The following is a 25,192-nucleotide window of genomic DNA, read 5'->3' on the forward strand; positions in this document are numbered from 1 at the left end:
GGTCACCGCTTCTTCGAGCGCCGCTCCGGGAGCTGCTGGATGCCCATCTCGTTCTTGCGATAGAAGCCGCGGTGCCCGCATTGGCTGCAGCGGACCGAGAACTCGTCCGACACCGCCTCGACCCGATAGACCGGCGTCGTCCTCCGGCACTTGCTGCACTCCACCACGCCCCGGGCGTAGGTGGCTTTTCGGGTGGTTGTCGTCGATTGCGCGTTGGTGCCGAAAAACATCGATCACGTCCCTGCCGACCCCCCGGCCCGCGACGTTTGTTCCACACCAAGAGCGAAGCTCCGTAAAGTCTTACCTGTTCGAGCAGTAAACGGTTGATGTTGCGTACGCCCCACAACCTGGCAGCGTGAGGGGCGGGGCCGCGGGTTGTCCCGCGGCCCGGTTCAGCCGCGCGGGGCCGCCGCCCGCCGGCCGCGTGCATCGACGGGCCAGACATCGACCAGCCGGTCGCCGCGCACGCAATGAATCGCGTCGTAATGCGCGATGGTCGGGTCACAGTGTGGCACGACGCAGTCCAGCACGGTGCCGAGCGTCGGCGCCGCGACGCCGTCCGGCAGGGTGATGCAGCCGTGCTCGTCGCCGCTGAACGCATAGGCCGCCCCGGCCAGCGGCCCGGCGGCGATGCGGGGCGGCGGCCCGTTGAGGGCGAAGGCCTTGGTGCCGCCGTCGGTCGTCACCCGGCCGGGCGCGTTGGTGCTGACCACGGTCACGGCGACGAACAGGGCCTGCCGGAACGGCCAGGCCTCGCCGGGGGCGTATTCGACGTCGCCGTACTCCGCGTCCATCACCGTGTAGGAGCCGGCCTGCAGCTCGGTGAACGGCCCGCCGCCGGCATTGATCCGGTGCGTGCCGGTGCCGGCGCCGGTGACGATTCCAGGTGCCAGCCCCTCCTCGGTCAGTGCGGCCACCAGCTCGGCCACCAGCGCGTCGGCCGCCCGCGTGGCTGCGAGTCGGCCGGCATGGTCGGGGATGTGCTGGAGGTGGCCCCCATAGGCCTGCACGCCGGCAAAGCGCAGGTGACGGCGGTCGGCGATGTCGCGGGCCAGCCGTACGCCGTCGGCAACGGTCGCGACGCCGGTGCGGTGCTGGCCGAGATCGAGATCGACCAGCACGCCGAGCGTCGTCCCGGCAGCGGCCGCGGCCTGGTCGAGCGCGGCAACGTTCTCGGGGTTGTCGGCGACCACCATGACGTCGCCGGTGCCGGCGACGAGCCGCATCAGCCGGGCGATCTTGCCTTGCGTCACCAGCGGCGAGGTGATCAGCACGCCCGGCAGGCCGGCCGCCACCATCACCTCGGCCTCGTCGAGGGTGGCGCAGCCGATTCCGATCGCCCCCGCCGCGATCTGCTTTCTGGCGATGATGCTGCTTTTGTGGGTCTTGGCGTGCGGACGCAGTCCAACCCCGGCGGTGCGGCAGATCTCGGCCATGCGGGCGATGTTGTGCTCGAAGGCATCGAGGTCGAGCACCAGGGCCGGCGTGTCGATCAGGGCGCGCGATCCGGGCGTGCCGAACGGAGCGGAGAGGGACTGGTCGTGGTCGGTCATCGGGGTGCCCATCTGTGTCGGGGGCTGCATCAGAGCCACGACAAGATCGCTCCGGCAAGCAGCCGGGCGCCGCCGGGCGTGCTATTCTGGCCGTGGTCCGGTGTCCTAAGGGATCCGTAAGCCCGGTTCGCTACACAGGGCACATGATCCAGGGCCCTGTCGAGGAGATGTCCGATGCGCCTGCCGGTTCTGATTGCTGTGCTCACCCTCGCCGTGCCGGGTCTCGCGTCGGCCGCCGACGGGGTCCCGACCCTCGACGTCAACAAGAGCTGCCGCGGCGGCTCCGACACCAAGGCGGCGCTCGACAGTTGCATGAAGTCCGAGGCTGACGCCCGCGCCAAGCTGGTCGCCAACTGGTCTCTGTATCCGGCGGATCAGCGGAAAGTCTGCTTCTCCGAGGGCGGCACCGAGCTGGCCTCCTATGTCGAGATTCTGACCTGCCTGGAGATGTACAAGGACTTGAAAACCCTTCCGAAAGACATCCTCGACTTCGGCAAGCAGCAGAAGATCGACTGAGACCGGTCGTCACAGACTTCCACGCGTCAGGCGCGGGCTCGATGTTCGACCCGCGCATCCATCGCTCTAAAAAAGGTCTTCTTACGAAGATCGATGGATTGGCGGGTCAAGCCCGGCAATGACGATGACCCTACAGCGACACGTTGGCGTCCTTGACGGCCTCGCGCCACAGCGCGAGATCGGACGCAATCGTCGCCTTGAACTCCTCCGGGGTCGAGCCGATCGGGTCGACGCCGAAGCTGTCGAGCTGGTCGAGCGTTTTCGGTTCCTTCAGGGCGGCCCGCACCTCGGTCGCCAGGACGTCGACGATCGTGCGCGGCGTGCCGGCCGGCGCGATCAGGCCGTTCCAGGTCTCGGTCTTGAAGCCCGGCCAGCCGGACTCCGCGACGGTCGGCACGTCCGGCAGCTTCCTGGCCCGCGTCTCGCCCGACACGGCGAGCGGGCGCAGGGCGCCGCCGGCATGCGGCAGTGCCTCGGAGAGATTGCCGAAATAGAGCGGCACGTGGCCGGCGATGACGTCGGCGATGGCCGGCGCGCCGCCCCGATAGGGCGTGTGCAGCATCTCGATGCCGGCGCGCTTCAAGAACATCACCATGGTGAGATGGCTGATGCTGCCGACGCCGCCCGAGGCGTAGACGACCTTGCTGGGCTGCTCGCGCGCATAGGCGACGAGCTCGCCGAGCGTCTTGGCCGGAAAGTCCGGGTTGGCGACGAGGCAGAACGGATTGCTGGCGATGTTGCTGATCGGCGCGAAGTCGGCGACGGGATCGTAGTTGGTCTTCTTGAGCGCCGGGAACACCGCCATCTGGGCGACGGCCGTGACCATCAGGGTGTAGCCGTCCGGCGGCGAGTGCGCCGCCGTCTCGGCCGCGATGGTGCCGCCGGCGCCGGTGCGGTTCTCGACCACGAACTGCTGGCCGCATTTGTCGCTCAGATGCTGGGCGAGCAGCCGGGCGATGCCGTCGGTGTTGCCGCCGGCCGCGAACGGCACCAGGATCCGCACCGGCCGCTGCGGCCAGTCGTTCGCCCGCGCCAGCCTCGGCAGGCCGGTCAGCATGGCCCCCGCGGCCAGGGATTTGAGCAGCGCACGTCGTGTCGTCATGTCTCGCCTTGCTCCGACTTTTGCTCGCGCGCGGCGGGTCCCGGACCCCGTCTTTTGCGATGTCCTGAAGAGTCCTCCTGGGGGTATCTCGTCCCTGCGGTCGCGACGGCGTTCAGTCGATGCCGGCTGCGGCGCGCAGCCCTTCGATCATCGCCGTTCGCATGAGAAAGGGGCGTGCCTTGTCGGGATCGGCCGCGGTGTCGCGCAGCTCGCGCAGGCGCTCGCCGCGCACCTGCGGATCCTTCTCCTCCAGCACGCGCTTGTTCTGGATGGTCATCGCCTGCAGGAACGCATTCGCCACGTGCCGGCGCTGGCGGTCGTAGAGGTCGAGGAGGGCGTCCTGCTCCCCACCGAGGACCCGCGAAAGCTTTTCGGCGAGGCTGACGGCGTCGTGGATGCCGAAATTCATGCCCATGCCGCCGAGCGGATTGTTGACATGGGCGGCGTCGCCGGCGAGCAGCACGCGGCCGCGTCGGTAGCTCGCCGCGACGCGCTGGTGCACCGTGTAGAGATTGGTGTGGACGATGTGGATCGGCTCGTCCGTCATCAGGAACCCGCGCACCCGCGCCTCGGCACCCGCGTGGTCGAGCAGATCGTCGGCCGGGATCTCGGACGGGGTCGGGAACACCACGCGCCAAAAGCCCGGCGGGCCGGCGCCCGGCACCTTGAACAGCGCGCACCATTCGCGCGGATCGGAGACGTAGGACGAGTAGGCGAAGCCGCGCGCGGCGAAATCGAACGTCGTGGTGACGACGAGAAACCGCTCCTGATACGTGAAGCCCGCAAAGTCGATGTCCTGGGATTTTCGCACGACGCTGCGGCCGCCGTCGGCACCGATCACGTAGCTGGCCGGGACGGCGGTGCCGTCCTCGCCGATCACGACGGCGCCGCGCTCGTCCTGCGTCACGGTGTCCACCGGCGCGCCGTACCGCACCGTGACGTGCGGATAGGCCTTCAGGGCATCGGCCAGGATCGACACCAGCTTGTGCTGCTCGCATTGCAGGCGATACGGGTAGGGCGTGAGATCGGACAGGAGGCCGAGATCGAACTCGGCGATCAGCCCCTCGTCGCGGCCGCGGAACTGCCACTGCGGGCAGAGGATGCCGAGCTCGTGCAGCCGCGCCGTGATGCCGGTCTCGGCATACATCTCCAGCGTCGGCGGATGAAAGGTGGCGGCGCGCGGATCCTCATACGGCTCGGAGCGGGCCTCCAGCACCGTGACGGGCGCGCCGGCGCGCGCCAGGAACAGCGCCGCCGTCAACCCGGTCGGCCCCGCTCCGACGACGACGACCCGCTCCTCGGTCATTGCTGCCCCTAGAATTCTTCGAGCACGCGGCCGAAGCCGTAGAGGCGGTCGTCGATGCCGCTGCGGCGCAAGGCGTCCCAGTACGTCACCGTGTTCATGGCCAGTACCGGCTTTTCCAACCACCGCTCGGCTTCGGCGGCGACAGCACCGTTCGCAAGATTTGTGCCGACCTGCAGGATTGCGTCGATGTCGTCGCCGTCGATCTCGCGCAGCACCTTTCGCAGCGTCGAAGGCTGTACCTCGGCGATTGCGCGCGGCGACGGGCAGCGCAGGCCGACGATCCGCACAACGTCGAAGCCGGCCTCTTTCAGATAGGCCGCGACCGTCTCGTCGCCTTTCGGCTGGTGCGGCGTGAGCACGGCGAGGCGCTTTGCCCCGAACGCGTCGAGCGCAGCGGTCGCCGCGGTCGAGCCCATCGACACGCCGACGCCGGCGCGCTTGGACAGCTCGTCCTGCAGCGCCGCCGCCGCCGCGACGCCGCCCGTGAACGCCTCGATCGCCACCGCCATGATGACGTGATCAGGACCGCAGGTCATCACCTGGTCGATGGCCGGGCCGATGCCGTCGCGCATCGCTTGCACATGCGCGAGAAAGCCGGCGTCGCTCGCCTGGATCGGCTTGTTCTCGAGCGTCAGCCGGCCGACGTGATTGGTGACGCCGCGCGGCCGCAGCGCCTCGCATTCGGGGCCGACGATGGTGTTGGTCGAGGGAACGACGATGCCGATTGTCTTGCGGTAACCAAGTGCATCCACGCCGCACGCCCCTTCAGAGTCCGTTCGAACCGACACCCGCATGGTACGAACGGCGCGACGACGGCGGGAATGACAATCTCAATCATGCTGATTTCGCCCTTTGCGAAGGCATACGGCGCGATCTGATGAATGATTGGGCGGAGGGTGATGCACTCTTCACCTCTCCCCCCGGGGAGAGGTCGCGGTCCGCGCGAAAGCGTGGACCGCGGGTGAGGGGGTGCCGAGGCCAATCATCAGCGCAGACGCCCCTCACCCCGGTCGCGCACTCGCGTGCGCGCCCGACCCTCTCCCCTCGGGAGAGGGTAAGAACCGATCACACCCGAAACATTTGCCCGCCGTCGACGTCGACGACGGTGCCGCTGAGATAGGACGCTCGCGGCGAGGCGAGCATCACGGTCAGCGCACCGATCTCGGCCGGCTCGGCGAGGCGGCCGAAGGGCAGGGGGCCGAGCGCCTCGGTCCAGCGGTCTTCGTCGCCGAAGCGGTCGCGGGCCTTCTTGCGCGACAGGGTCTCGATCCGCCCGGTGCGGGTCGACGACGGGTTGATGCCGACGACACGCACGTTCCAGTCGACGCTTTTCGCGCCGACCGCACGGGTCAGCGCGATCAGCGCGGCGTTGCCGGCCGAGCCGCAGACATATTCGAAGCGCGGCGCCTGGCCGGCCATGCCGATGATGTTGACGATGGCGCCGGCGTGGCGCTCCTTCATGGCGGCGAGATAGAGCTGCATCAGGTGGACATAGCCGAACACCTTGAGCTGCCAGGAGTCGATCCACTGCTGCAGGGCGACGCCGAACAGATCGCCGCCCGGAATGGCACCGGCATTGTTGACCAGCACGTCGATCGACGGATGCGCCGCGAACAGTCGCTCGCGCTCGTCCGTCTGGGCGAGGTCGCCAGCGAAGGTCTCGACCGGGCCGAGCGCGGCGAGCGCCTGCGCCGTCTCGTCGAGTGCCGCAGCGTCGCGCCCCGTGATGACGACGCGGGCGCCCTCCGCCAAAAAGCTTTCGGCGACGGCACGGCCGATGCCGCGCGACGCGCCGGTGACCAGCACCGATTGTCCGGTGAGCCCGAGATCCATGGTCATGCCTCGCTTGGCGCGGCCGTTGCAAACCAATCGGCGAGCCGGCTGCCGGTGAAGAAGCCGACCTCGGGCGAGGCGGTCAAGAGATCGAGCATGTGGTCGAGCTCGTGGATGCGGTGCGGCACCGAGATCAGATGCGGATGCAGGCCGATCGCCAGCACGATGGCGCTGTCGCGGCATTCGTGCTCGAAGCGGCGCAGCGTGAACTCGAGGCGCCGCGCCATCTCGCCCGTCGCGTGGCGCTCGACCGCGTAGATGATCGAGTCGTTGATCTCGAGATTGTACGGCATGGCGATCAGCGGACCGCCTATGGTCGTCATCCAGGACGGGCGGTCGTCGACCACCCAGTCGCAGACATAGTCGAGGCCGGCGCTCTTGAGGATGTCGGGCGTGTCGGCGGTCTCGCGCAGCCCGGGCGACAGCCAGCCGCGCGGCCGCGTGCCCGTGAAGGCTGCGAGCGCGCCGAGGCTCGCGCGCACCAGCGTCTCCTCGCCGCCCTCGACGTGATTGGTCGCCCGCTGGTGCATGCCGTGGCCGATGAACTCCCAGCCGGCGTCGCGCATCGCCTCCGCGGCGGGCCGGTAGGCGTCGATGACGCCGGCATTGACGCTGGTCGAGGCCGGCAGGTTTCGCGCGGCGACTGCGTCGAGGATGCGCGGCAGACCGGCCCGCATGCCGTAGTCGGCCCAGGAGAAGTTCGGCACGTCCGGCACCGTCTCGCGGCCGTGCGGCGGCGTGATGATGGTGCGCGGCATCGGCTGGTCGAACCGCCAGTTCTCCACGTTGACGACGAGGTGCACCAGGATGCGTTTGCCGTCGAGCGGCGGCAGCGGCGGCCGCGTCGAGGAGAGCCGGTAGGGAATTCTCGGATTCGCCATGGGTTCGAAAGCCTCGATCGAGGAAAGGCGTGGCTAGTGATGCACCACGTTCATCTCGGACAGGATGTCGGCCTTGTAGGCGACGAACTCGGGAGACGTGAGGCTGGCGATCGAGCGCGGGCGCGGCAGTGCGATCGGCAAGGTGCGCACGATGCGGCCGGGGCGCGCCGACATGACGCAGATGCGATCGGACAGGAGGATCGCCTCGTCGATGTCGTGGGTGACGAACAGCACCGTGGTGCCGAGCGACTGCCACACGTCGAGCAGGAGCTGCTGCATCGACAGGCGCGTCTGCGCGTCCAGCGCGCCGAACGGCTCGTCCATCAACAGCGCGCGCGGGCTCATGGCGAGCACCCGCGCGATGCCGACGCGCTGGCGCATGCCGCCGGAGAGCTGCACCGGCAACGCCTCGGCGAAGGCGTCGAGCCCGACGAGATGCAGGAGTTCGCGGGCGCGCGGCTCGTAGACGTCGCGCGGCACGCCCTGCACTTTTGGGCCGAAGATCACGTTGTTCCACACGTCGAGCCAGGGAAACAGCGCCGCCTCCTGGAAGACGACGCCGCGGTCCGGCCCCGGCCGCGTCACCGGGCGGCCGTCGAACAGCAGATGCCCGTCGCTGATGCGGTCGAAGCCGGCGAGCAGGTTGAGCAGCGTCGACTTCCCGCAGCCCGACGGGCCGAGCAGCGCGACGAAGTCGCCCTCGCCGATGGAGAGGCTGACATCGTCAAGCGCCCGCACGCTGCGCACGCCCGGAAAGGTCTTGCTGACGTTCTGGAACAGCACGGTGCCCATGAGTATCCTCAGGCCTGGTGGGACTGCAGGCGGCGCCAGGCCAGGGCCCAGCGCTCGATCGCGAGCACGAGCCGGTCGCTCAGATAGCCGAGCAGGCCGATCGTGATCATATCGGCGATGACCACGTCCATGCGGCCGACGTAATAGGCGTCCCACAGCACGTAGCCGAGGCCGGACTTGACCGCGACCATCTCGGCGACGATCACGGCCGTCCAGCCGATGCCCAGCCCGACGCGCAGCCCGGTGAAGATCGACGGTAGCGCCGCCGGCAGGACGACGCGGCGCAGGATGGTGAACGGCCCGGCCCCCATCATCAGCGCGGCGCGGATCAGAATGCGCTCGACGTCGCGGGCGCCCTGGCTGGTGTTGACGACGATCGGATAGAAGGCGCCGAGCGCGATCAGGAAGATGGCGCCGCCCGGCCCGATGCCGAACACGGCGATGGAGAACGGCAGCCACGCCGTGATTGGGATCGGCCGCAGCACCTGTACGGTCGGGTCGAGCGCGCCGGCGGCGGCGCGGTTCCAGCCGATCGCGATGCCGACCGGCACGCCGATCAGGATGGCGCAGCCGAAGCCCTTCGCCACCCGCTCGGCCGAGTAGAGCAGATTGGCGAGCCAGGTTCCCGAATAGGGATTGAGGCCGAGCCCGGTCGTGCCGAACGCCCAGGTCCACCACGCCTTCCACACCCGGTCCGGCGTCGGCAGCACGCCGCCGAACAGCGACCCGCCGGTGCCGGCGAGCTGCCAGGTCGCGACCACGACGACGGGAAGCGCGACGGCCAGCAGCACCCGGCCGACGACCCGCAACGGGCCACGCACCACCACGGTGCGGCGCCGCGGCGTCGCGGTGCCGCTCGGGCCGTCCGAGGCCACCAGCCGTTCGATCGAGGTGGTCATGGCGCGCGGACCATCAGTTGCAGGCGCGGGGGGTCACTTGCCCAGCGCCTTCGATACGAACGAGCCGTCCCAGGCGGCATCGACCTGACCCGAGACGTCCTTCTGGATCACGCCCAGATCGGCGAAGGCCTTGGCCTGGCGCTTGATCTGGTCGGGCGAGATGACTTCGCCGAGCGTGATGATTTTGGACGCCTGGGCGGCGATGTCGGGTTGCATGCCGGACAGCTTCGCATAGGCCTCGGCGAACTTCTCGGGCGATTTCGCAAGTTGGTCCTGGGCATCCAGATAGGCCCAGACGAAGCGCTCGACGGCGTCGCGCTTCTTGGTCGCCGCGCTCTTCGACGCCATGATCATGCCGAGCTCGGCGCCGACCGCCTTGGACGAGCCGTATTCGAGGTTCTTGGCGAAGAACCCGTAGCCTTCCATCACGGGGATGGATTCGAACGGCTCCCAGGTGACGATGCCGTCGACCTCGCCCTTCTTCAGCGCCTGGTCGAAATTGGCGCCGCCGCCCTGGATGTTGACGGCCTCGAAGCTGGTGTAGGGGACGCCCTTCTCGACCAGCGTCGCGGCGAACTGGAACCACACGGCCGAGCCGGGCGCGATGGCGATCTTCTTGCCCTTGAGGTCGGTCCAAGTGTCGAGCTTCACGCCGCTGCGGCCGATCACGTATTTGGGCGAGCCGCCGACCCCCATGATGCCGACCACGTCGGTCGACCCTTGCGCGAGCGAGATGGCGAGATCGGCCGGTCCGACCGAGGCGACGTCGAGCGAGCCGGCCAGGAGCGCCGTGCGGGCGTCGGCATAGCGGGCGAACTCGACCAGCTTGAGATCGACGCCGAGGCTTTTCAGCTTGTCGGCGATCATGATCATCGGCGCCAGATGGCCGACCTTCTGATAGCCGACCGTCAGCTCGACGGGCGCGGCGAGCGGCGCCGGCTGCGGCCCGGCGGCGCGGGCCGGCGCTGTGAAGAGCGACGTGACCGCCAGCGCGGCGACGGCGATCAGGGTGAGGAGATTACGGCGCATCGGCTTCCTCCTGGTCGGGACGGGGGTGGACATGCTGCGTCAGATCAATGTCGTGCGGATCGGTCTTTCCTCGTCATTCCGGGGCGCTGCGGAGTAGCGAGCCGGGAATCCTTAGCCCCGGTGCGGGCGACTCACGATGGACAGGGCGTATATGTTCCGGGGTCGGCGCGGAGCCTGTCATCGAGCGGCGCGAAGCGCCGACCCGCTGGCGCCGCCCCGGAACGACGGCTCTGCGATACGCCATCAAATCACCCGCTCCCTGCGCAGCGTGTCGATCTCTTCGCGGGCAAAGCCGAGCTCGGCCAGGATCGCGTCGTTGTCGGCGCCGGCCGCGGGCAGAAGCGACGTCACGGCCGCCGGCGTGCGTGACAGGTCGATCGGCTGGCCGACCAGCCGCACGGTGCCGCGCTGCGGGTCTTCGACCGGGACGGCGATGCCGAGATGCTGCACCTGCGGATCGGCGAACACCTCGTCCATCTTGTAGATCGGCCCGGCCGCCACATGCGCGTCCTCGAGAATCGCCAGCCAGTCGCGCGACGGCCGCGTCGCGAAGACGGCGGCGAGCCGCGCCTTGAGGGCGTCGCGGTTACGCAAGCGGTTCTCCTGGCAATCGTAGTCCGGGTGGATTGCGAGGTCGGGTTCGCCGATCGCATCGCAAAAAGCGCGCCACTGTCCCTGGCCGGCGACACCGATATTGATGTAGCCGTCCGAAGTCTGCACCACGCCCATGGGCGTCGTGTAGGGGTGATCGTTGCCGGCCTGCTGCGGCACTTCGCCGTCGACCAGATATTTGGCGGCCTGGAAATCCATCATGGCGATCTGCGCCTGCAGCAGCGAGGAGCGCACCCATTGGCCGACGCCCGAGCGCTCGCGCTCGGCCAGCGCCACCAGGATGCCGATTGCGGCGCACAACCCGGCGGAGGAATCCGCGATGGCGATGCCGGCCCGCACCGGCCCCTGCTCGGGCAGGCCCGTCACCCACATCAGCCCGCCCATCCCTTGGGCGATCTGGTCGAAGCCGGGCCGGTGGCGATACGGGCCGGTCTCGCCGAAGCCCGAGATCGAGGCGAGGATGATACGCGGATTGACGGCCTTCAGATCGTCGTAGCCGATGCCGAGCCGCGCCTTCACGTCCGGGCGGAAGTTCTCCACCACCACGTCGGCGGTCGCCACCATGCGCTTGAACACCGCGAGGCCCTTCGGGGTCTTCAGGTTCAGCGTCACCGTGCGCTTGTTGCGGTGAAGGTTCTGCATGTCGGGGCCGTTGCGGGCGCCGCTCATGCCTTCGTTCGGATCGACGCCGGCCGGCGCCTCGATCTTGACCACGTCGGCGCCGAAATCGGCGAACACCCGGCAGCAGGTCGGCCCGGCCCGCACCCGGCTGAGGTCGAGGATGCGCAGCCCGGCGAGCGCCAAGGATTTGTCTGACGTCATGCGGCCCATCCCGTTTCGATGATGTCGTCGGCGATCGCGTGCGGCACGCGGCCGTGCCAGTCGGTGCGCGCCTGGAACGCCCGCCCGAGCCCGAAAAGCTGCGCCTCGGTGCCCGGCCGGCCGACGATCTGCAGGCCGACCGGCATGTCGTTGCGGTCGAAGCCGATCGGCAGCGCCAGCGCGGGCAGCCCGAGATAATTGACGAAGCGGGTGAAGCGGCTCAGCGCATAGAGGTGTTTCGGATCGAAGGCGGCGCTGTCCGGATCGACCTCGGCCACCGGCGGCGTCATGATCGGCATCACGGGCAGCAGCACGACGTCCGCGCCGGCGAGCGGGCCGGACAGGAACGCCTCACGCAGCGCCGCGCGGACGGCGAGGGAGTCGGCGAGATCGCGGGCGTCGATCGCAAGCCCCTTGCGCAGCCGCCGGCGCAGCACCGGCTCGGTGCCGGGGTCGTCGATCCGGGCCATGTGGGTGTGCGCCGCCTCGGCCTGCAGCACGACCAGCGCATGGCGATCGGCGGCGTCGGGGAACCCCTCGCGGCGTAGCGTGCCGAGGCCGGCGGCCGCGAGTGTCGCGACGGCCTCCTCGCAGGCGCGGACGACGTCCGGCTCGCTCTCGTCGAGCGTGTCGGTGAGCAGCACGGCGACCCGCGGCAAGGTCGGCGCGGGCGGGGATGCTGTGCCGGCCAGGACGGGCCAGACGCGTGCCAGATCGGCGGCGCTGCGGGCGAAAAGACCGAGCGTGTCGAGGCTCGGGGCGAGCGGCATCACGCCGTCGAGCGGCAGGGCGCCGAGCGTCGGCTTCAACGCCGTGACGCCGCAGCAATGCGCCGGAATTCGCACCGAGCCGCCCGTGTCGGAGCCCAGCGCGACGTCGCAGCAGCCCGCCGCGACCAGCGCGGCCGAGCCGCTCGACGAGCCGCCGGCGATGCGATCGAAGCGCCACGGATTGAGCACCCGGCCGCGTGAGACATTGTGGCCGGAGGGCTCGTAGGCGAGCTCGGTCATCTCGCTCGTCGCGACCAGGGTCGCGCCGGCGGCTTCGAGCGGGTCGAGCACCGTGGCGCGGGCCGTGACGCCGGTGCACGGCACGGCGCGGCCCCAGCTCGGCGCGTGGACGCCGGTCGCGATCATGTCCTTGGCGACGTAGACGAGGCCGGCGAGCGGGCCTGTCAGCGTCGACTCACGCCCGGGGTCCGGCGGCATCTCCGCCGCCACGGCGCCGAGCCTTTGGCCGATGCGGGCGAGCCGCGCCCGCGCCGTCGCCAGCGCCGCGCCATGCTGCGCCTCGTCGCGGGACTGCCAGTCGGCGAACCTCCGGGCGGTCCCCATCGACACCTCAGTAGGACCGCGGGAGACCGAGCACGTGCTCTCCCACATAAGCGAGGATCAGGTTCGAGGAGATCGGCGCCACCTGGTAGAGTCTCGTCTCGCGGAATTTCCGCTCGACGTCGTATTCGGCCGCGAAGCCGAAGCCGCCGAAGGTCTGCAGGCAGGCGTTGGCGGCCTCCCAGGACGCTGCGGCGGCCAGGAGCTTCGCCATGTTGGCCTCGGCGCCGCAGGCTCGGCCTGCATCGTGCAGGGCGGCCGCGGTGAAGCGCATCAGGCTCGCCGCCTCGACATGGATGTGGGCCTCGGCGATCGGAAACTGGACGCCCTGGTTCTGGCCGATCGGCCGGCCGAAGACGACGCGCTCGCGGCCATAGGCGACCGCCTTGTCGACGAACCAGTGGCCGTCGCCGACGCATTCGGCGGCGATCAAAGTGCGCTCGGCGTTGAGGCCCTCGAGGATGTAGCGAAAACCCTCGCCCTCGGTGCCGATTAGGTTCTCGGCCGGGATTTCGAGCGCGTCGAAGAACACCTCGTTGGTCTCGTGATTGACCATGTTGCGGATCGGCCGGACCGTCATGCCCTTGGCCATCGCGTCGTGGACGTCGACCAGGAACACCGAGAGGCCGTGCGAACGCTTCTTGACCTGGTCGAGCGGCGTCGTGCGGGCGAGCAGGATCATCAGGTCCGAATGCTGCAGCCGCGACGTCCACACCTTCTGGCCGTCGACGACGTACCGGTCGCCCTTTTTCACCGCCGCGGTCTTGAGCCTGGTGGTGTCGGAGCCGGTGGTCGGCTCGGTGACGGCCATCGACTGCATGCGGGTTTCGCCCGAGGCGATGCGCGGCAGCCAGCGGCTCTTCTGCTCGGCGGAGCCGGCGCGCAAGAGCGTCGACATGTTGTACATCTGCCCGTGGCAGGCGCCCGAATTGCCGCCGGCGCGGTTGATCTCCTCCAGGATGATCGACGCCTCGGTGATGCCGAGCCCGGAGCCGCCATACTCCTGCGGGATCAGGGCGGCGAGCCAGCCGGCCTTGGTCAGCGCCTCGACGAAGGCCTCGGGGTAGGCCGCGGTCTCGTCGAGCTTCCTCCAGTACGCGGCCGGGAAGTCGGCGCACAGCGCCCGCACGGCCTCGCGGATGTCCTCGTGGTCAGTGGTCGACGGCAGGGTCAGCGGCATCTCGGATCCTTCGGTCCATCACGCTAAGGCGACGGCGGTATCTTTCGGAATCAGAATATGGCCGAGCCTCGTTTCGCGAAATTCGAAACCGCTCGGGCGGCGGGCCGCAACGGCCCGAAGCCGCGCGCCGGTCTCTTTCGGGTGCCGTCGTCTCAGTTCAACGGGCCGGTGGCGGCGGACGGCTGGCCGGGCATCGATTCAGCGCTCTTGATCAGTTGGTTCAACAAATCCCGTAGTGCGACCATGTTGTCGTAGGAGGTGACGATGCGGGCCCGCACGACGCTTTCATAGTCCACCATCCCGTGGTCGAAGAGCGGGCGGACCTTGGCGCGGGTATGGGTGAACGTGATCGTGGTCAGCGGACCGAGCAGGACGTTGAACTTGCCGATGCACAAGGTCTCGGCGATGCCGTCCGGATCGATCGCCGGCGCGTCGTGCGGTTGGCTGGTCATTCTGGGTGTTCCTGGAGCGTGGAGGGCGTACGGGAGCGGGCCGCATGGGCGTTCGGGGCGGCGTCGGCGCGCCCGGACGGGCGGTGACGTGGATGCGTCACCGCCGGAACACCACCGTTTTCTTGCCGTTCGCGATCACCCGGTGCTCGATGTGGAACTGCACGGCGCGCGCCAGCACCACGCTTTCGATGTCACGCCCGATGGCGACGAAGTCCTCGGGCGTGAAGGTGTGGTCGATGCGCTCGACCCCCTGCTCGATGATCGGCCCCTCGTCGAGGTCGGTCGTGACGTAGTGGGCGGTGGCGCCGATGATCTTCACGCCGCGCGTATGCGCCTGATGATAGGGCCGGGCGCCCTTGAAGCTCGGCAGGAACGAGTGATGGATGTTGATGCAGCGCCACGACAGCGCCCGGCACATCTCGTCCGAGAGAACCTGCATGTAGCGCGCCAGGACGACGAGGTCGACGTTCAGCCGATCGACCAGGTCGAGGACCTGCTGTTCCTGCACGGCCTTGGTGTCCTTGGTGACCGGCAGATGGTGATACGGAATCCCGTGCCAGGCGACGATGCGCTCGAGATCCGGATGGTTCGACACGACGGCCGGAATGTCGATCGTCAGGCTGCCGTTGCGGTAGCGGTAGAGCAGATCGTTCAGGCAGTGGTCGAATTTGGAGACCAGCAGCATGACGCGCGGCTTCACGGCCGTGTCGTGGAACCGCCAGGTCATCTGGAAGTGGTCGGCGATCGCCTTGAACCCAGCCTCCAATTCGGCGAGCGACGGCTGGTCCGGCGTCGCCTTGAACACGGTGCGCTGGAAAAAGCGGCCGGTTTCGGGGTCGCCGAAATTCGCCGACTCGGTGATGAAGATGCCGAGCCCGGACAGATATCCGGACACGGCGGCGACGATGCCGATCGTGTCGGCGCATGAAATGGTCAGGACGTAGGTTCTGGTGGTCATCAGCGGTGGGGACGGGTTGTCGACAGTGGAAAGATGGACGGGTTTTTTAGGATGCGAACCGTTAACGGCATGGTCGGGGCGGTGCATCCGTGCCGCCCCTCAGTGTCGCACTCGCTTCGGGTCGTCGGTGTGGCGCCGGCCGAGCGCCGTCGCTGCGACCGAGGGTTGCGGGATCCGAACGGCCGGGGCGCCGCCCCGGCGGGCCTCCAAAATGCGGTGTCATCCTCCTAAGGTGTAACGTCCGCTTGACACTGATCAAGGCCGCCGCAACCGGTTTGGGACTATAGCATTCGACGGCGCTCCGCTCGTTTCGCGGCAGCGTGCGGCGTAGACGCGCTACGGGCGGTCCAGTGGAGCTTTTCCACGGCCGCCCGTTCCGTTTTCGGCGCCATTTTTGGCGCAACAGGCGAAAGTCGGCACGGTTCATGCAGGGACGGGGTGCCCTCCATGGGCGTTTCCTCCCTAGACTTGGCCCCGTCACCCGCCTGGGTGACGGGGCTTTTTTCGCGCCGGGGCGCTGCCGCCCCCGGTGAGGAAGTCGATGAGCCGGCGCGCCGGCGCCGCGGGCTCTTCCGAGGAGAGGACGCAGATCGCGTATTCGCGTTTCGCCCACGGCTCGGCCAGCCGCACCAGCCGCAGCCCCATCGCCTGGGCGAGCGGCTGCACCGCCTTCTCGGGCAGGATGCCGATTCCCAGCCCCTCGCCGATCATCAGGCACATCACCTCGAAGCTGCGCACCTGCACGCGCGTCTTCATCACGCGGCCGAGCTCGCGCGCCCGGAACGACAGCAGGCGATGCACGGCGGTCCCGCTTTCGAGGGCAACCAGGTCCTCGTCGAGGATGTCGGCGAAGGCGACCGCCCGCTGGCCGGCGAGCGGATGATCGCCCCGCATGGCGACGGCGAGCTGGTCGCCCTCGTAGGGCGTGACCGTGAGGCCGTCGACGTCGGTGCTGCGCACGATGACGCCGATGTCCGCCTGCTTGTGCAGCACCGCGTCGATGGTGGATTCGCTCGGCCGCTCCTCCAGGTCGAGCTTGATCTCCGGATTGGCGGTGACGAAGCGCGACAGATCGTGCGCCAGCCGGTGCACCAGGACGGAGCTCGACGCGCACACCCGGACATAGCCGCGCACGCCGAGCCGGTGCTCCTCCAGGCTCACCTGCAGCTTCTCGCCGAGCCGCAGCACGTCGCGGGCGTAGTTCATCATGGTGACGCCGGCGGCGGTCGGCTCGATGCCGTGCGGACGCCGGACGATGAGTTGGGTGCCGGCCTCGTGCTCCAGCAGGCCGACCCGGCGGCTCGCCGCCGAGAGGGCAATGTGCAGCCGCTCGGACGCCTTGCTCATGCTGCGCAGCTCGCAGGCGGTGAGGAAGATCCGCAGGGTCTGGAGGTCGTGAGACAGCATCGCGCCCGGAGGCTCCGCGAAAAGAGTCGTCGCGCGCCGGCGGCGGCGCCGAGCAGCATCATAGCACGCGCGAAAAAACGCCGGCGAGCGACGCCGGCGTTTTCGCTGACCCGGAGAGGCGGGGCGGCTCAGCCGCGGCGGGCGACCAGCGACTTCAGCGGCGTCACGATCGCATCGAAGGCGGCGTGCACGATACGGTTGAACACCGGCACATAGAGCAGCATGGTGAAGATGGTCACCACCGCGAAGGCGAGCGAGATCGGCCGGGTGAAGAACGGCCAGATTTCCCCGTCCGACAGGACGAGGCCGCGGCGCAGGCTCTTGTCGAGCAGGCTGCCGAGCACCAGGCCGAGCACGAACGGCGCCATCTGGTAGCCCTTGCGGCGCAGGAAGAAGGCGCCGATGCCGATCACCAGCATCGAGTAGACGTCGAACAGCCGCCACGCGGTCGCGTAGGAGCCGACCACCGACATGACGAAGATGATCGGCATCAGCACGCTGTGCTTGATCCGCAGCACGTAGAGCAGCGGCCGCACCAGATAGAGACCGAAGATCAGGATGCAGACGGTGGCCAGCGTCGTCATCGCCACCATCTGGTAGGCGAACTGCGGATGCTCGACCATCATCATCGGTCCGGGCTGGATGCCGTGGATGATGATCGCCGCCATCAGCACGGCCGACGGGGCCGAGCCGGGAACGCCGAGCGCCAGCATCGGGATCATGTGGCCGGGGATCGACGACATGTCGCCGGTCTCGGCCGCCATCAGGCCGTCGATCGAGCCCTTGCCGAACAGCTCGGGCTCCTTGGTGGTGGCCTTGGCGGCGGCGTAGGACATCCACGCGCCGGAATCCTCGCCGACGCCCGGCATCAGCCCGGTCAGCACGCCGATCGCGCCCGAGCGCAGCACGGTGCGCCAGTAGCGCGCCACCTCGTCGAAGCGGGGCCGGATCGAGTCCTTCATCTCCAAGAGCTTGCGCTCGACCGGATCGGCCAGCCGGGTCAGCACCTCGGCGAAGCCGAAGGCGCCGATCAGCGCCGGGATCAGCGCGATGCCGCCGGACAACGCCGGGATGTCGAAGGTGAAGCGATCGTGCGCGTAGATGCCTTCCTGGCCGATCTGGGCGACGAACAGGCCGAGCGCGCCCATCAGCCAGCCCTTGAGCGGATCGTCGCCGACCAGCGTGCCCGACATGGTGACGCCGAACAGAGCGAGCCAGAAGAATTCGTGGGCGCCGAACGACAGCGCCACATTGGCGAGCGTCGGCGTGAAGGCCGCGAGGCAGATGACGCCGAACAAGGTGCCGCAGAACGCCCCCGAAGTGGCGATGCCGATGGCGCGGCCGGCCTCGCCGCGCAGCGCCAGCGCATGCCCGTCGGCGCAGGACGCGGCGTTCGCCGCCGTGCCCGGGATATTGAGCAGGATCGCCGAGCGCGAGCCGCCGTACAGCGTCCCGACATAGGAGCAGACGAGAATCAGGATGGCGTCGTGCGCGTTCAGCTTGACGGTCAGCGTGGTCAGCAGCGCGATGCACAGCGTGGCGGACAATCCCGGCATGCAGCCGACCAGGATGCCCGTGAGCGCGCCGGCGAGCCCGTAGGCGAGCGACGTCGGGCTCATCAGGAGATTCAGATAAGCGTCGCCGAGTGAGACGAGACCATCGAGCATGGCGAACCCCGGTTGGCGCTGTCGCCGTCGTTCAAGGGAGGCGGACCAGGAAGAATTCCTGGAACACGAGTGTGACGCCGAGTCCGGCACAGACCCCGATCACGATCGCCAGGATCAAGCCGCGCTTGATCTCGTCGGCGGCGCGCCGTTGCGGGTATTGCAGGACAAAGATCGTGATCGCCACGAACACGGCGGCGGCGAGCCAGAACGGCAATCCGTGCCCGACCAGCCCGATGCCGAAGGCGAGGCACAGCCCGAGCACGATGAGGAACTGCTTGCGCTCGGCCGGCGACATGCCGGCGGCGCGTCGCGCGTGCGGCGCGAGCGCACCGGACGTCCAGGCGCGCACCAGCATCAGGCCGCCGAAGAACACGATCGCGAGACCGAGGAAAAACGGCAGCAGGCCCGGAACCGCGTAGGGCTGGACGTCCTGATTCTCCAGCCGGTCCATCTGCCAGGACCCGACGGCGATCGCGATGCCGACGGCGATCCAGGCGAACGACGCGAAGAAATCGGATCGCGGCGTCACCAGCGGGCCGCCCGGATGCACGCTGGCATCCGGGCCGGAGTCTTCTTGCGACGTCTGCATGATGTAACGACGCTCGTTCGTGAGTTGGCAAAGGTCCCGATGCTTACGGTTTCGGGATGCCTACCGTCTCCGGAGAGACCTTTGCCTTGTTGCTTTCGAACATGAGCCATGCGTTCTGCTGCACGGCCGGGAACACCGCCTTCTGCGCATCCTCGCCGGTCAGCGGGGAGAACAGTGCGCCGCGGCTCACGGCGTATTTCTTCAGCGCCTCGTTGTTGGCGATGTTCTGCTTCCAGGCCTTGGTGAGGGTCTCGACCACCTCGTCCGGCACGCCCTTCGGAACGAAGATGCCGAAATAGTTGGCGGGTGCCGTGAAGCCGGGAACCTCGTTCGACAGCGGCGGAATGATGCCGTAGCCCTCGATCTCCAGCGGCTTGTCGCCGACGACGGCGAGCGGACGCAGGCGCTTGCCGCGGATCATGTCGACTTGCTCGACCGCCGACTGGGCGCTCACTTCGGTCTCGCCGGCGACGGTCGACACCACGGCCGGCGTGCCGCCGTCATAGGCGACGTGGCGATACTTCACGCCCGTGACCTTGGCGATCGCTTCCATCGCGTTGTGCCCGGTCGAGGTGACGCCGGCCGTGCCGACCGAGATCTTGCTCGGGTTCGCCTTCATGGCGTCGAGCAGCTCCTTCGCCGTCTTGTAGGGCGAGTTCGCGCTGACGCTCAGCACCTGAATGTTGGCGACGTTGGTGAAGATGTTCCAATCGGTGACGCGGGTCTTGAGCAGGCCGAGCGTCTCGTAGACGCCGAGATCCTGCACGGCGCCGGCCGTCCAGGTATAACCGTCCTTGGCTGCTTCGAGCGCACTGCGGGTTCCCAGCGCACCGGAGGCGCCGGGCTGATTGACGATGACGATCGTCTGCCCGATCAGCGGCTCGAGCTGAGTCGCGGTGAGGCGCGTGATCTGGTCGGTCGATCCACCGGCAGCCCACGGCACGATCAGGTTGATCGGGCGATTGGGCTTCCAGTCGGCGGCGAGCGCCGGAAGCGGCGCGGCGACGACCGTCGCGAGGACGGACATGACAAATAGTTTGGACGCTGTGAGGTGTTTCATGCGGCATTCCCGGAAGTGGCCACTGGGGCGAGGCGAGGGCGGGAGGGTGCGGGACCATAACAGAGGGCCAGAGGCGCGGCCATCTGGAAGAGGACTTAGTGTCTGCTCACCGACTGCATCGCAGACTTCATGATTCAGCAGGGCAGCACAGACCCGCGGACATTGCTGTCCGGGGTGCGATCGGTGGTGCGGCGCTTGATTAATTATCTAGTTGGTTATATACGCCGTTTTCGGAACGAGTCAATCATCGCGGCCTTCTCCCACTGCGATTCCGAATGCTGCACACGCGGCGATTCCGATCGAGGCGCGAGAGATCGCGAGCGGATCTTCGTGCTGCACTGCAGCGACGAAGTCGAGGCCTGAAGGGGCATCACGATGCGTGTCGTTCGAGCGGACGATGTGGCGAAGCTGATCGAGACCGGCGACACGCTGCTGATCGGAGGCTCCGGTGCCGGCCATTCGGTGCCCGACACGCTGATCGCGGCGATCGGTCGTCGCTTCCTCGCCGAAGGCGCGCCGCGCGATCTCACCACGGTCCATCCGGTCGGGCTCGGCGATCACGGCGATCGCGGCATCGGCCACCTCGCTCATCCCGGGCTGCTCAAGCGCGTCGTCGCCGGTGCGCTGGTCGATTCGCCTCCCGTCGCGCGGCTGGCGCTCGACAACAAGATCGAGGCCTACACGCTGCCGCAGGGGTGCCTGTCTCAGCTCACGCGCGAGATGGCCGCGGGGCGCCCCGGACTCGTCACCCATGTCGGGCTCGGGACCTTCATCGATCCGCGCCACGGCGGCGGCAGGCAGAGCGCGCTCGCCACCGAGGATCTGGTCGAGCTGATCGAGCTCGGCGGGCGCGAATATCTGTTCTTCAAGCCGCTGCCCGTGACGGTTGCGCTGCTGCGCGGCACCACGGCGGACGAGGACGGCAACGTGACGATGGAGCACGAGGCCGTCTTCGGCGAGATGATCTCGATGGCGCAGGCGGTGCGCCGGCGCGGCGGACTCGTCGTCGTCCAGGTCAAGCGGCTCGCCAGCCGGGGAACCCTGCCGCCCAAGCAGGTGAAGATTCCCGGCATGCTGGTCGACCTGGTGGTGGTCGATCCGGCGCAGACCCAGACGTTCTTCACGGTGCACGATCCGGCCTATGCGGGCGAGCTTCGGGTGCCGCTGTCGCATATCGCGCCGCTGCCGTTCTCGATCCGCAAAGTGGTGGCACGGCGCGCCAGCCTGGAGCTCTTTCCCGGCGCGATCTGCAATCTCGGCTCCGGCATCTCCACCGGTATCGCGTCCATTGCAGCCGAGGAGGGTGCGCTCGACGAGGTCGTGCTGACCAACGAGCAGGGCCTGATCGGCGGCGCCCCGGCGACCGGCAACGAGCCGGGAGCGGCGCGCAACTATCACGCCATGGTCGACCAGCCGTACCAGTTCGACTTTTACGACGGCGGCGGCATCGAGCTCGCGTTCCTGTCGTTCGCCGAGGTCGACGCGCAGTGCAACGTCAATGTCAGCCGCTTCGGTGACCGGATCATCGGCCCGGGCGGCTTCATCAACATCAGCCAGAACGCCCAGACCATGGTGTTCAGCGCGACCTTCACCAGCGGCGGGCTCGACCTCGCCTGGCCGAACGGCGAGACGCGAATCGTGAAGGAAGGCCGCGAGAAGAAGTTCGTGCGCGCCGTGCAGCAGGTGACCTATTCGGGGGCGCTGGCGCACCAGAACGGCCAGCGGACCTTCTTCGTCACCGAGCGGGCGGTGTTCCGCCGCAACGAAGCGGGACGGCTCGAGCTGATCGAGATCGCCGCCGGGGTGGATCTCGAGCGCGACATCCTGGCCCAGATGGAGTTTCGCCCCGACATCTCGCCCGCGCTGAAGCAGATGGATGCGCGCCTCTTCCTGCCGCAGCCGATGGGGCTCGCCGGCGTGATCGCGGCCAATCGGCGGGCGCCGCGCTCGGCGCGTCTCGCGCGCCTCTCGTCGGGAGAGGGCACATGAAGGCCACGGCGGTCAAATCCAAGCAGAGGCGTGGAGCGCCGGCCGCGAAGCCGCGGTCGAAGGCGGCGCTCGAGCCGGTGCGCGACGCCGAGCGCACCCGCCAGGCGATTCTCGCCGCAGCCGAGGTCGAGTTCGCCGACAAGGGCCTCGCGGGTGCGCGTGTCGACGCCATCGCGGAGCAGTCCGGCGCCAACAAGCAGATGCTCTATTACTACTTCGGGTCGAAGGAGAATCTCTACGTCGCGGTGCTCGAGCGAGCCTACGGCGCGATGCGTCAGACCGAGCGCGAGCTCGATCTGCTGGCGCTCGATCCGCTCGACGCCATCCGCAAGCTGGTCGAGTTCAAGTTCGATTATCTGCACGAGCATCCCTCCCTCATCCGGCTTCTCGCCGTCGAGAACGTGCACAACGCCCGCTATCTGAAGCGCTCGCGGCATCTGCGCGACATGCACAACTCGTTGGTGACGGTGCTGCAGGCCGTGCTCGCCGCCGGACAGGCGCGGGGCCAGGTGAAGCCCGGCATCGATCCGCTGCAGCTCTACATCTCGCTCGCCGGGCTGAGCTACTTCTTCTTCGCCAACGCGGCGACGCTCTCGACGGCCTTCGGCCGCGATCTGGTCAGTGACAGCGAGCTGAAGCGTCGGCGCGCGCACGTCGTCGAGATGGTGCTCGACCATATCAGAGTGAGATGACCGTCGAGCCCATGCGGGCCCTGTCGATCGAAGGTTGTACGCGGGGGAGAGAGCCGTGAAGTTCAATGACTACCCCAAGGTCGGGTCACTCGACGGGATCGCCGGGTTCCGCGCCTACATGACGGAGCTCGGCCTCGACATGCCGTGCGACGACATCGTCGCGAGCGGACCCGATTCACCGCTCGCCGCGCCGTTGGCGTTCGACGGTCTGACGATCGGCCATCGCATCGGCATGCATCCGATGGAAGGCTGGGATTGCGAGCGCGACGGCCGGCCGAGCGAGCACACCAAGCGCCGGTGGCAACGCTTCGGGCAGAGCGGGGCGAAGCTGATCTGGGGCGGCGAGGCCTGCGCGGTGCGCTTCGACGGACGCGCCAATCCGAAGCAGCTCTATATGGCGGAGCACACGCAGGCCGGCATCGCCGAGCTGCGCCAGCTCCTGATCGACGAGCATCTGAAGGCGACGGGCGACGACAAGGGCCTCTTCATCGGCCTCCAGCTCACCCATTCGGGTCGGTTCTGCAAGCCGAACGACAATCGCAAGTTCGAGTCGATCGTCGCCTACAATCATCCGATCCTCGATCGGAAGTTCGGCTATCCGAAGGATCGCCCGCCGATCAGCGACGACGAGATCAAGCGCCTGATCGAGGACTACGTCGTCGCCGCCAAGCGGGCGCAGCAATGCGGCTTCGACTTCGTCGACATCAAGCACTGCCACGGTTACCTGGGCCACGAGTTCCTCAGCGCCAAGACGCGGCCGGGCCTGTATGGCGGCAGCCTGGAGAACCGCACGCGTTTCCTGCGCGAGATCGTCGAGGGCATCCGGGCCGAGGCGCCGGGCCTGCGCATCGGCGTGCGCCTCAGCGCGATCGACACGCTGCCCTACCGGCCCGATCCGGCGCTCTCCGAGCCCGGCCAGCTCGGCCCCGGCATCCCCGAGGAGTACACCGGGCCCTACATCTACGGCTTTGGGACGAATCCCGACGACCCGAGCGAATACGATCTCACCGAGCCCATGGCGCTGTTCGAGATCCTGCGCGGCCTCGGCGTTCGCCTGATCAATGTCAGCATCGCCAGTCCCTACTACAATCCGCACTACATCCGCCCGGCGCTCTATCCGCCGTCGGACGGCTACTATCCGCCCGAGGATCCGTTCATCGGCGTCATGCGCCACATCGCGGTGGTGCGCGACCTCAAGGCGGCGTTCCCGGACTTCTGCCTGATGGGAAGCGGGTACTCGTACCTGCAGGAGTTCTTCCCGAACGTCGCGCAGGCCGTCGTGCGGCTCGGCTGGGTCGACATCGTCGGCCTCGGCCGGATGGTGCTGTCCTATCCGGAGATGCCGCTCGACATCCTCGCCGGCCGCAGCATCCAGAAGAAGCGCGTCTGCCGCACCTTCAGCGACTGCACGACGGCGCCGCGCAACGGCATCGTCTCGGGCTGCTATCCGCTCGACCCCTATTACAAGAAGTCGCCGCAGTTCAAGGATCTGGCTGTGGTGAAGAAGCCCGCCAAGACGCCGACCAAGACCCCGGCCAAGACGCCGACCTGAGCATCGACCGTCGACGCGGCCCTGCTCCTGACCGGGAGCCGCGGCCGCGCCATCGCAAACCCTCGCTACGCAAAGGGGTCGTCAGCCATGCAAGTCGGATTCATCGGCCTGGGAAGCATGGGGGGGCCCATGGCTGGCCATCTCATCGAGGGCGGCCACACGCTGTACCTTCGTGATATCGGAAAAATTCCGCCGCACCTGCTCGCAGCCGGCGGAACGGCGTGCGCGACGGGCGCCGAGGTCGCGCGAAACGCCGACGTGATCATCATCATGGTGCCGAAAACGCCCGACGTCGCCACTGTGCTGTTCGGTCCGGACGGCGTCGCCGACGGTCTCTCCGCCGGCAAGACCGTGGTCGACATGAGCTCGACATCACCGACCGGGACCAGGGAGTTCGCCCCCAGGATCAACGCGCTCGGTTGCGATTATCTCGATGCGCCGGTGTCGGGCGGCGACGTCGGGGCCCAGAAGGCCACGCTCTCCATCATGGTGGGCGGCCCGCAAGATGCGTTCGATCGCGTCAAGCCGCTGTTCGAGCGGATGGGCAAGAACGTCACCCGGGTCGGCGGCAATGGCGACGGGCATGTCACCAAGCTCGCCAACCAGATCATCGTCGGCGGCACCATGGTGGCGGTCGCCGAGGCGCTGCACTTCGCCGCGCGCGCCGGGGCCGATCCGGCGGCGGTCCGCCGCGCCTTGATGGGCGGCTTCGGCGATTCGAAGATTCTCGACATGCATGGCCAGCGCATGATCGAGCGCGACTTCGTGCCGGGCGGTCCGGCCGTCTTTCAGCTCAAGGACATGCGCACCGCCCAGGACTTCGCCGACACGATCGGCGTTCATCTCACGCTGCTGCCGGCCCTGATCGACATCTTCGCCGAGCTGATCGGCCGGCAAGGTACCGGCTTCGACGTCGCCGGCGTGTTGCTCGAGATCGAGCGCCGCTCGCAAAAGTCCGAGCAGTAACCGG

General features: G+C 68.3%; 24 protein-coding genes. 5 read left to right on the forward strand and 19 right to left on the reverse strand.

The window, feature by feature from the left end; all coding sequences use genetic code 11:
- Window positions 1-2: 2 nt before the first annotated feature.
- Both HXX10_RS14390 and HXX10_RS14395 read right to left on the reverse strand, forming a co-directional pair.
- Window positions 3-230: a hypothetical protein gene (locus HXX10_RS14390; protein ID WP_296523199.1), complete on the reverse strand. Its 228-nt coding sequence runs from the start codon at window positions 228-230 to the stop codon at window positions 3-5.
- Window positions 231-392: 162 nt separating this feature from the next.
- Window positions 393-1,583, reverse strand: a complete 1,191-nt coding sequence (locus HXX10_RS14395; protein ID WP_296523201.1) for a DSD1 family PLP-dependent enzyme — start codon at window positions 1,581-1,583, stop codon at window positions 393-395.
- A 144-nt stretch (window positions 1,584-1,727) separates the two neighbouring features.
- Between HXX10_RS14395 and HXX10_RS14400 the strand changes: the two genes are divergently transcribed.
- Window positions 1,728-2,069 carry a hypothetical protein gene (locus HXX10_RS14400; protein ID WP_296523202.1) on the forward strand — a complete coding sequence of 114 codons (342 nt, stop codon included), beginning with the start codon at window positions 1,728-1,730 and terminating at the stop codon, window positions 2,067-2,069.
- A gap of 130 nt (window positions 2,070-2,199) precedes the next feature.
- On the opposite strand, the gene HXX10_RS14405 is transcribed toward HXX10_RS14400, so the two are convergent.
- The 17 genes from HXX10_RS14405 to HXX10_RS14485 all read right to left on the reverse strand — a co-directional run bounded on the left by HXX10_RS14405 (window position 2,200) and on the right by HXX10_RS14485 (window position 19,956).
- Window positions 2,200-3,171, reverse strand: coding sequence for a tripartite tricarboxylate transporter substrate binding protein (locus tag HXX10_RS14405; RefSeq protein ID WP_296523204.1), 972 nt, complete (start codon window positions 3,169-3,171; stop codon window positions 2,200-2,202).
- 112 nt (window positions 3,172-3,283) lie between these two features.
- Window positions 3,284-4,477: an NAD(P)/FAD-dependent oxidoreductase gene (locus tag HXX10_RS14410; RefSeq protein WP_296523206.1), complete on the reverse strand. Its 1,194-nt coding sequence runs from the start codon at window positions 4,475-4,477 to the stop codon at window positions 3,284-3,286.
- Between the two features lie 8 nt (window positions 4,478-4,485).
- On the reverse strand, window positions 4,486-5,229 hold the full coding sequence (locus tag HXX10_RS14415; protein ID WP_296523208.1) for an Asp/Glu racemase: 744 nt from the start codon (window positions 5,227-5,229) through the stop codon (window positions 4,486-4,488).
- Between the two features lie 313 nt (window positions 5,230-5,542).
- Window positions 5,543-6,316 (reverse strand): short-chain dehydrogenase/reductase, encoded by a 774-nt coding sequence (locus HXX10_RS14420; RefSeq protein WP_296523210.1) that lies wholly within the window; start codon window positions 6,314-6,316, stop codon window positions 5,543-5,545.
- Window positions 6,313-7,191 (reverse strand): polysaccharide deacetylase family protein, encoded by an 879-nt coding sequence (locus HXX10_RS14425; RefSeq protein WP_296523212.1) that lies wholly within the window; start codon window positions 7,189-7,191, stop codon window positions 6,313-6,315. The genes HXX10_RS14420 and HXX10_RS14425 overlap by 4 nt, the downstream gene beginning before the upstream one ends.
- 33 nt (window positions 7,192-7,224) lie before the next feature.
- Window positions 7,225-7,983, reverse strand: coding sequence for an ABC transporter ATP-binding protein (locus tag HXX10_RS14430; RefSeq protein ID WP_296523214.1), 759 nt, complete (start codon window positions 7,981-7,983; stop codon window positions 7,225-7,227).
- An 8-nt stretch (window positions 7,984-7,991) separates the two neighbouring features.
- Entirely contained in the window at window positions 7,992-8,882 is an 891-nt protein-coding gene (locus HXX10_RS14435) for an ABC transporter permease (RefSeq protein WP_296523216.1), read from the reverse strand.
- Window positions 8,883-8,915: 33 nt separating this feature from the next.
- Window positions 8,916-9,911, reverse strand: coding sequence for an ABC transporter substrate-binding protein (locus tag HXX10_RS14440; RefSeq protein ID WP_296523218.1), 996 nt, complete (start codon window positions 9,909-9,911; stop codon window positions 8,916-8,918).
- A 243-nt stretch (window positions 9,912-10,154) separates the two neighbouring features.
- Window positions 10,155-11,345 (reverse strand): CoA transferase, encoded by a 1,191-nt coding sequence (locus tag HXX10_RS14445; RefSeq protein WP_296523221.1) that lies wholly within the window; start codon window positions 11,343-11,345, stop codon window positions 10,155-10,157.
- Window positions 11,342-12,679 carry an amidase gene (locus HXX10_RS14450; RefSeq protein WP_296523223.1) on the reverse strand — a complete coding sequence of 446 codons (1,338 nt, stop codon included), beginning with the start codon at window positions 12,677-12,679 and terminating at the stop codon, window positions 11,342-11,344. The genes HXX10_RS14445 and HXX10_RS14450 overlap by 4 nt, the downstream gene beginning before the upstream one ends.
- A 7-nt stretch (window positions 12,680-12,686) precedes the next feature.
- Window positions 12,687-13,856 carry an acyl-CoA dehydrogenase family protein gene (locus HXX10_RS14455; RefSeq protein WP_296523225.1) on the reverse strand — a complete coding sequence of 390 codons (1,170 nt, stop codon included), beginning with the start codon at window positions 13,854-13,856 and terminating at the stop codon, window positions 12,687-12,689.
- A 152-nt stretch (window positions 13,857-14,008) separates the two neighbouring features.
- Window positions 14,009-14,308 carry a hypothetical protein gene (locus HXX10_RS14460; protein WP_296523227.1) on the reverse strand — a complete coding sequence of 100 codons (300 nt, stop codon included), beginning with the start codon at window positions 14,306-14,308 and terminating at the stop codon, window positions 14,009-14,011.
- Window positions 14,309-14,405: 97 nt separating this feature from the next.
- Window positions 14,406-15,266 carry a formyltetrahydrofolate deformylase gene (purU, locus tag HXX10_RS14465; protein ID WP_296523229.1) on the reverse strand — a complete coding sequence of 287 codons (861 nt, stop codon included), beginning with the start codon at window positions 15,264-15,266 and terminating at the stop codon, window positions 14,406-14,408.
- 477 nt (window positions 15,267-15,743) lie between these two features.
- Window positions 15,744-16,673, reverse strand: a complete 930-nt coding sequence (locus tag HXX10_RS14470) for a LysR family transcriptional regulator (RefSeq protein ID WP_296523231.1) — start codon at window positions 16,671-16,673, stop codon at window positions 15,744-15,746.
- Between the two features lie 128 nt (window positions 16,674-16,801).
- On the reverse strand, window positions 16,802-18,340 hold the full coding sequence (locus HXX10_RS14475) for a tripartite tricarboxylate transporter permease (RefSeq protein WP_296523233.1): 1,539 nt from the start codon (window positions 18,338-18,340) through the stop codon (window positions 16,802-16,804).
- A 31-nt stretch (window positions 18,341-18,371) separates the two neighbouring features.
- Window positions 18,372-18,929, reverse strand: a complete 558-nt coding sequence (locus HXX10_RS14480; RefSeq protein WP_296523235.1) for a tripartite tricarboxylate transporter TctB family protein — start codon at window positions 18,927-18,929, stop codon at window positions 18,372-18,374.
- Between the two features lie 43 nt (window positions 18,930-18,972).
- On the reverse strand, window positions 18,973-19,956 hold the full coding sequence (locus HXX10_RS14485) for a tripartite tricarboxylate transporter substrate binding protein (RefSeq protein WP_296523237.1): 984 nt from the start codon (window positions 19,954-19,956) through the stop codon (window positions 18,973-18,975).
- A gap of 408 nt (window positions 19,957-20,364) precedes the next feature.
- Here HXX10_RS14485 and HXX10_RS14490 point away from each other — a divergent pair, with 408 nt between their 5' ends.
- The 4 genes from HXX10_RS14490 to HXX10_RS14505 all read left to right on the forward strand — a co-directional run bounded on the left by HXX10_RS14490 (window position 20,365) and on the right by HXX10_RS14505 (window position 25,188).
- Window positions 20,365-21,978, forward strand: coding sequence for an acyl CoA:acetate/3-ketoacid CoA transferase (locus HXX10_RS14490; RefSeq protein WP_296523238.1), 1,614 nt, complete (start codon window positions 20,365-20,367; stop codon window positions 21,976-21,978).
- Window positions 21,975-22,670, forward strand: a complete 696-nt coding sequence (locus HXX10_RS14495) for a TetR/AcrR family transcriptional regulator (RefSeq protein WP_296523240.1) — start codon at window positions 21,975-21,977, stop codon at window positions 22,668-22,670. Before HXX10_RS14490 ends, HXX10_RS14495 begins: the two co-directional genes overlap by 4 nt.
- A gap of 55 nt (window positions 22,671-22,725) precedes the next feature.
- A complete protein-coding gene (locus HXX10_RS14500) occupies window positions 22,726-24,222 on the forward strand; it encodes a hypothetical protein (protein ID WP_296523242.1) in 1,497 nt (498 codons plus the stop codon).
- 87 nt (window positions 24,223-24,309) lie between these two features.
- Window positions 24,310-25,188, forward strand: a complete 879-nt coding sequence (locus HXX10_RS14505) for an NAD(P)-dependent oxidoreductase (RefSeq protein WP_296523243.1) — start codon at window positions 24,310-24,312, stop codon at window positions 25,186-25,188.
- Window positions 25,189-25,192 lie beyond the last annotated feature (4 nt).

The sequence above is a fragment of the Rhodoplanes sp. genome, from assembly GCF_013377085.1.
Classification (GTDB): domain Bacteria; phylum Pseudomonadota; class Alphaproteobacteria; order Rhizobiales; family Xanthobacteraceae; genus Rhodoplanes.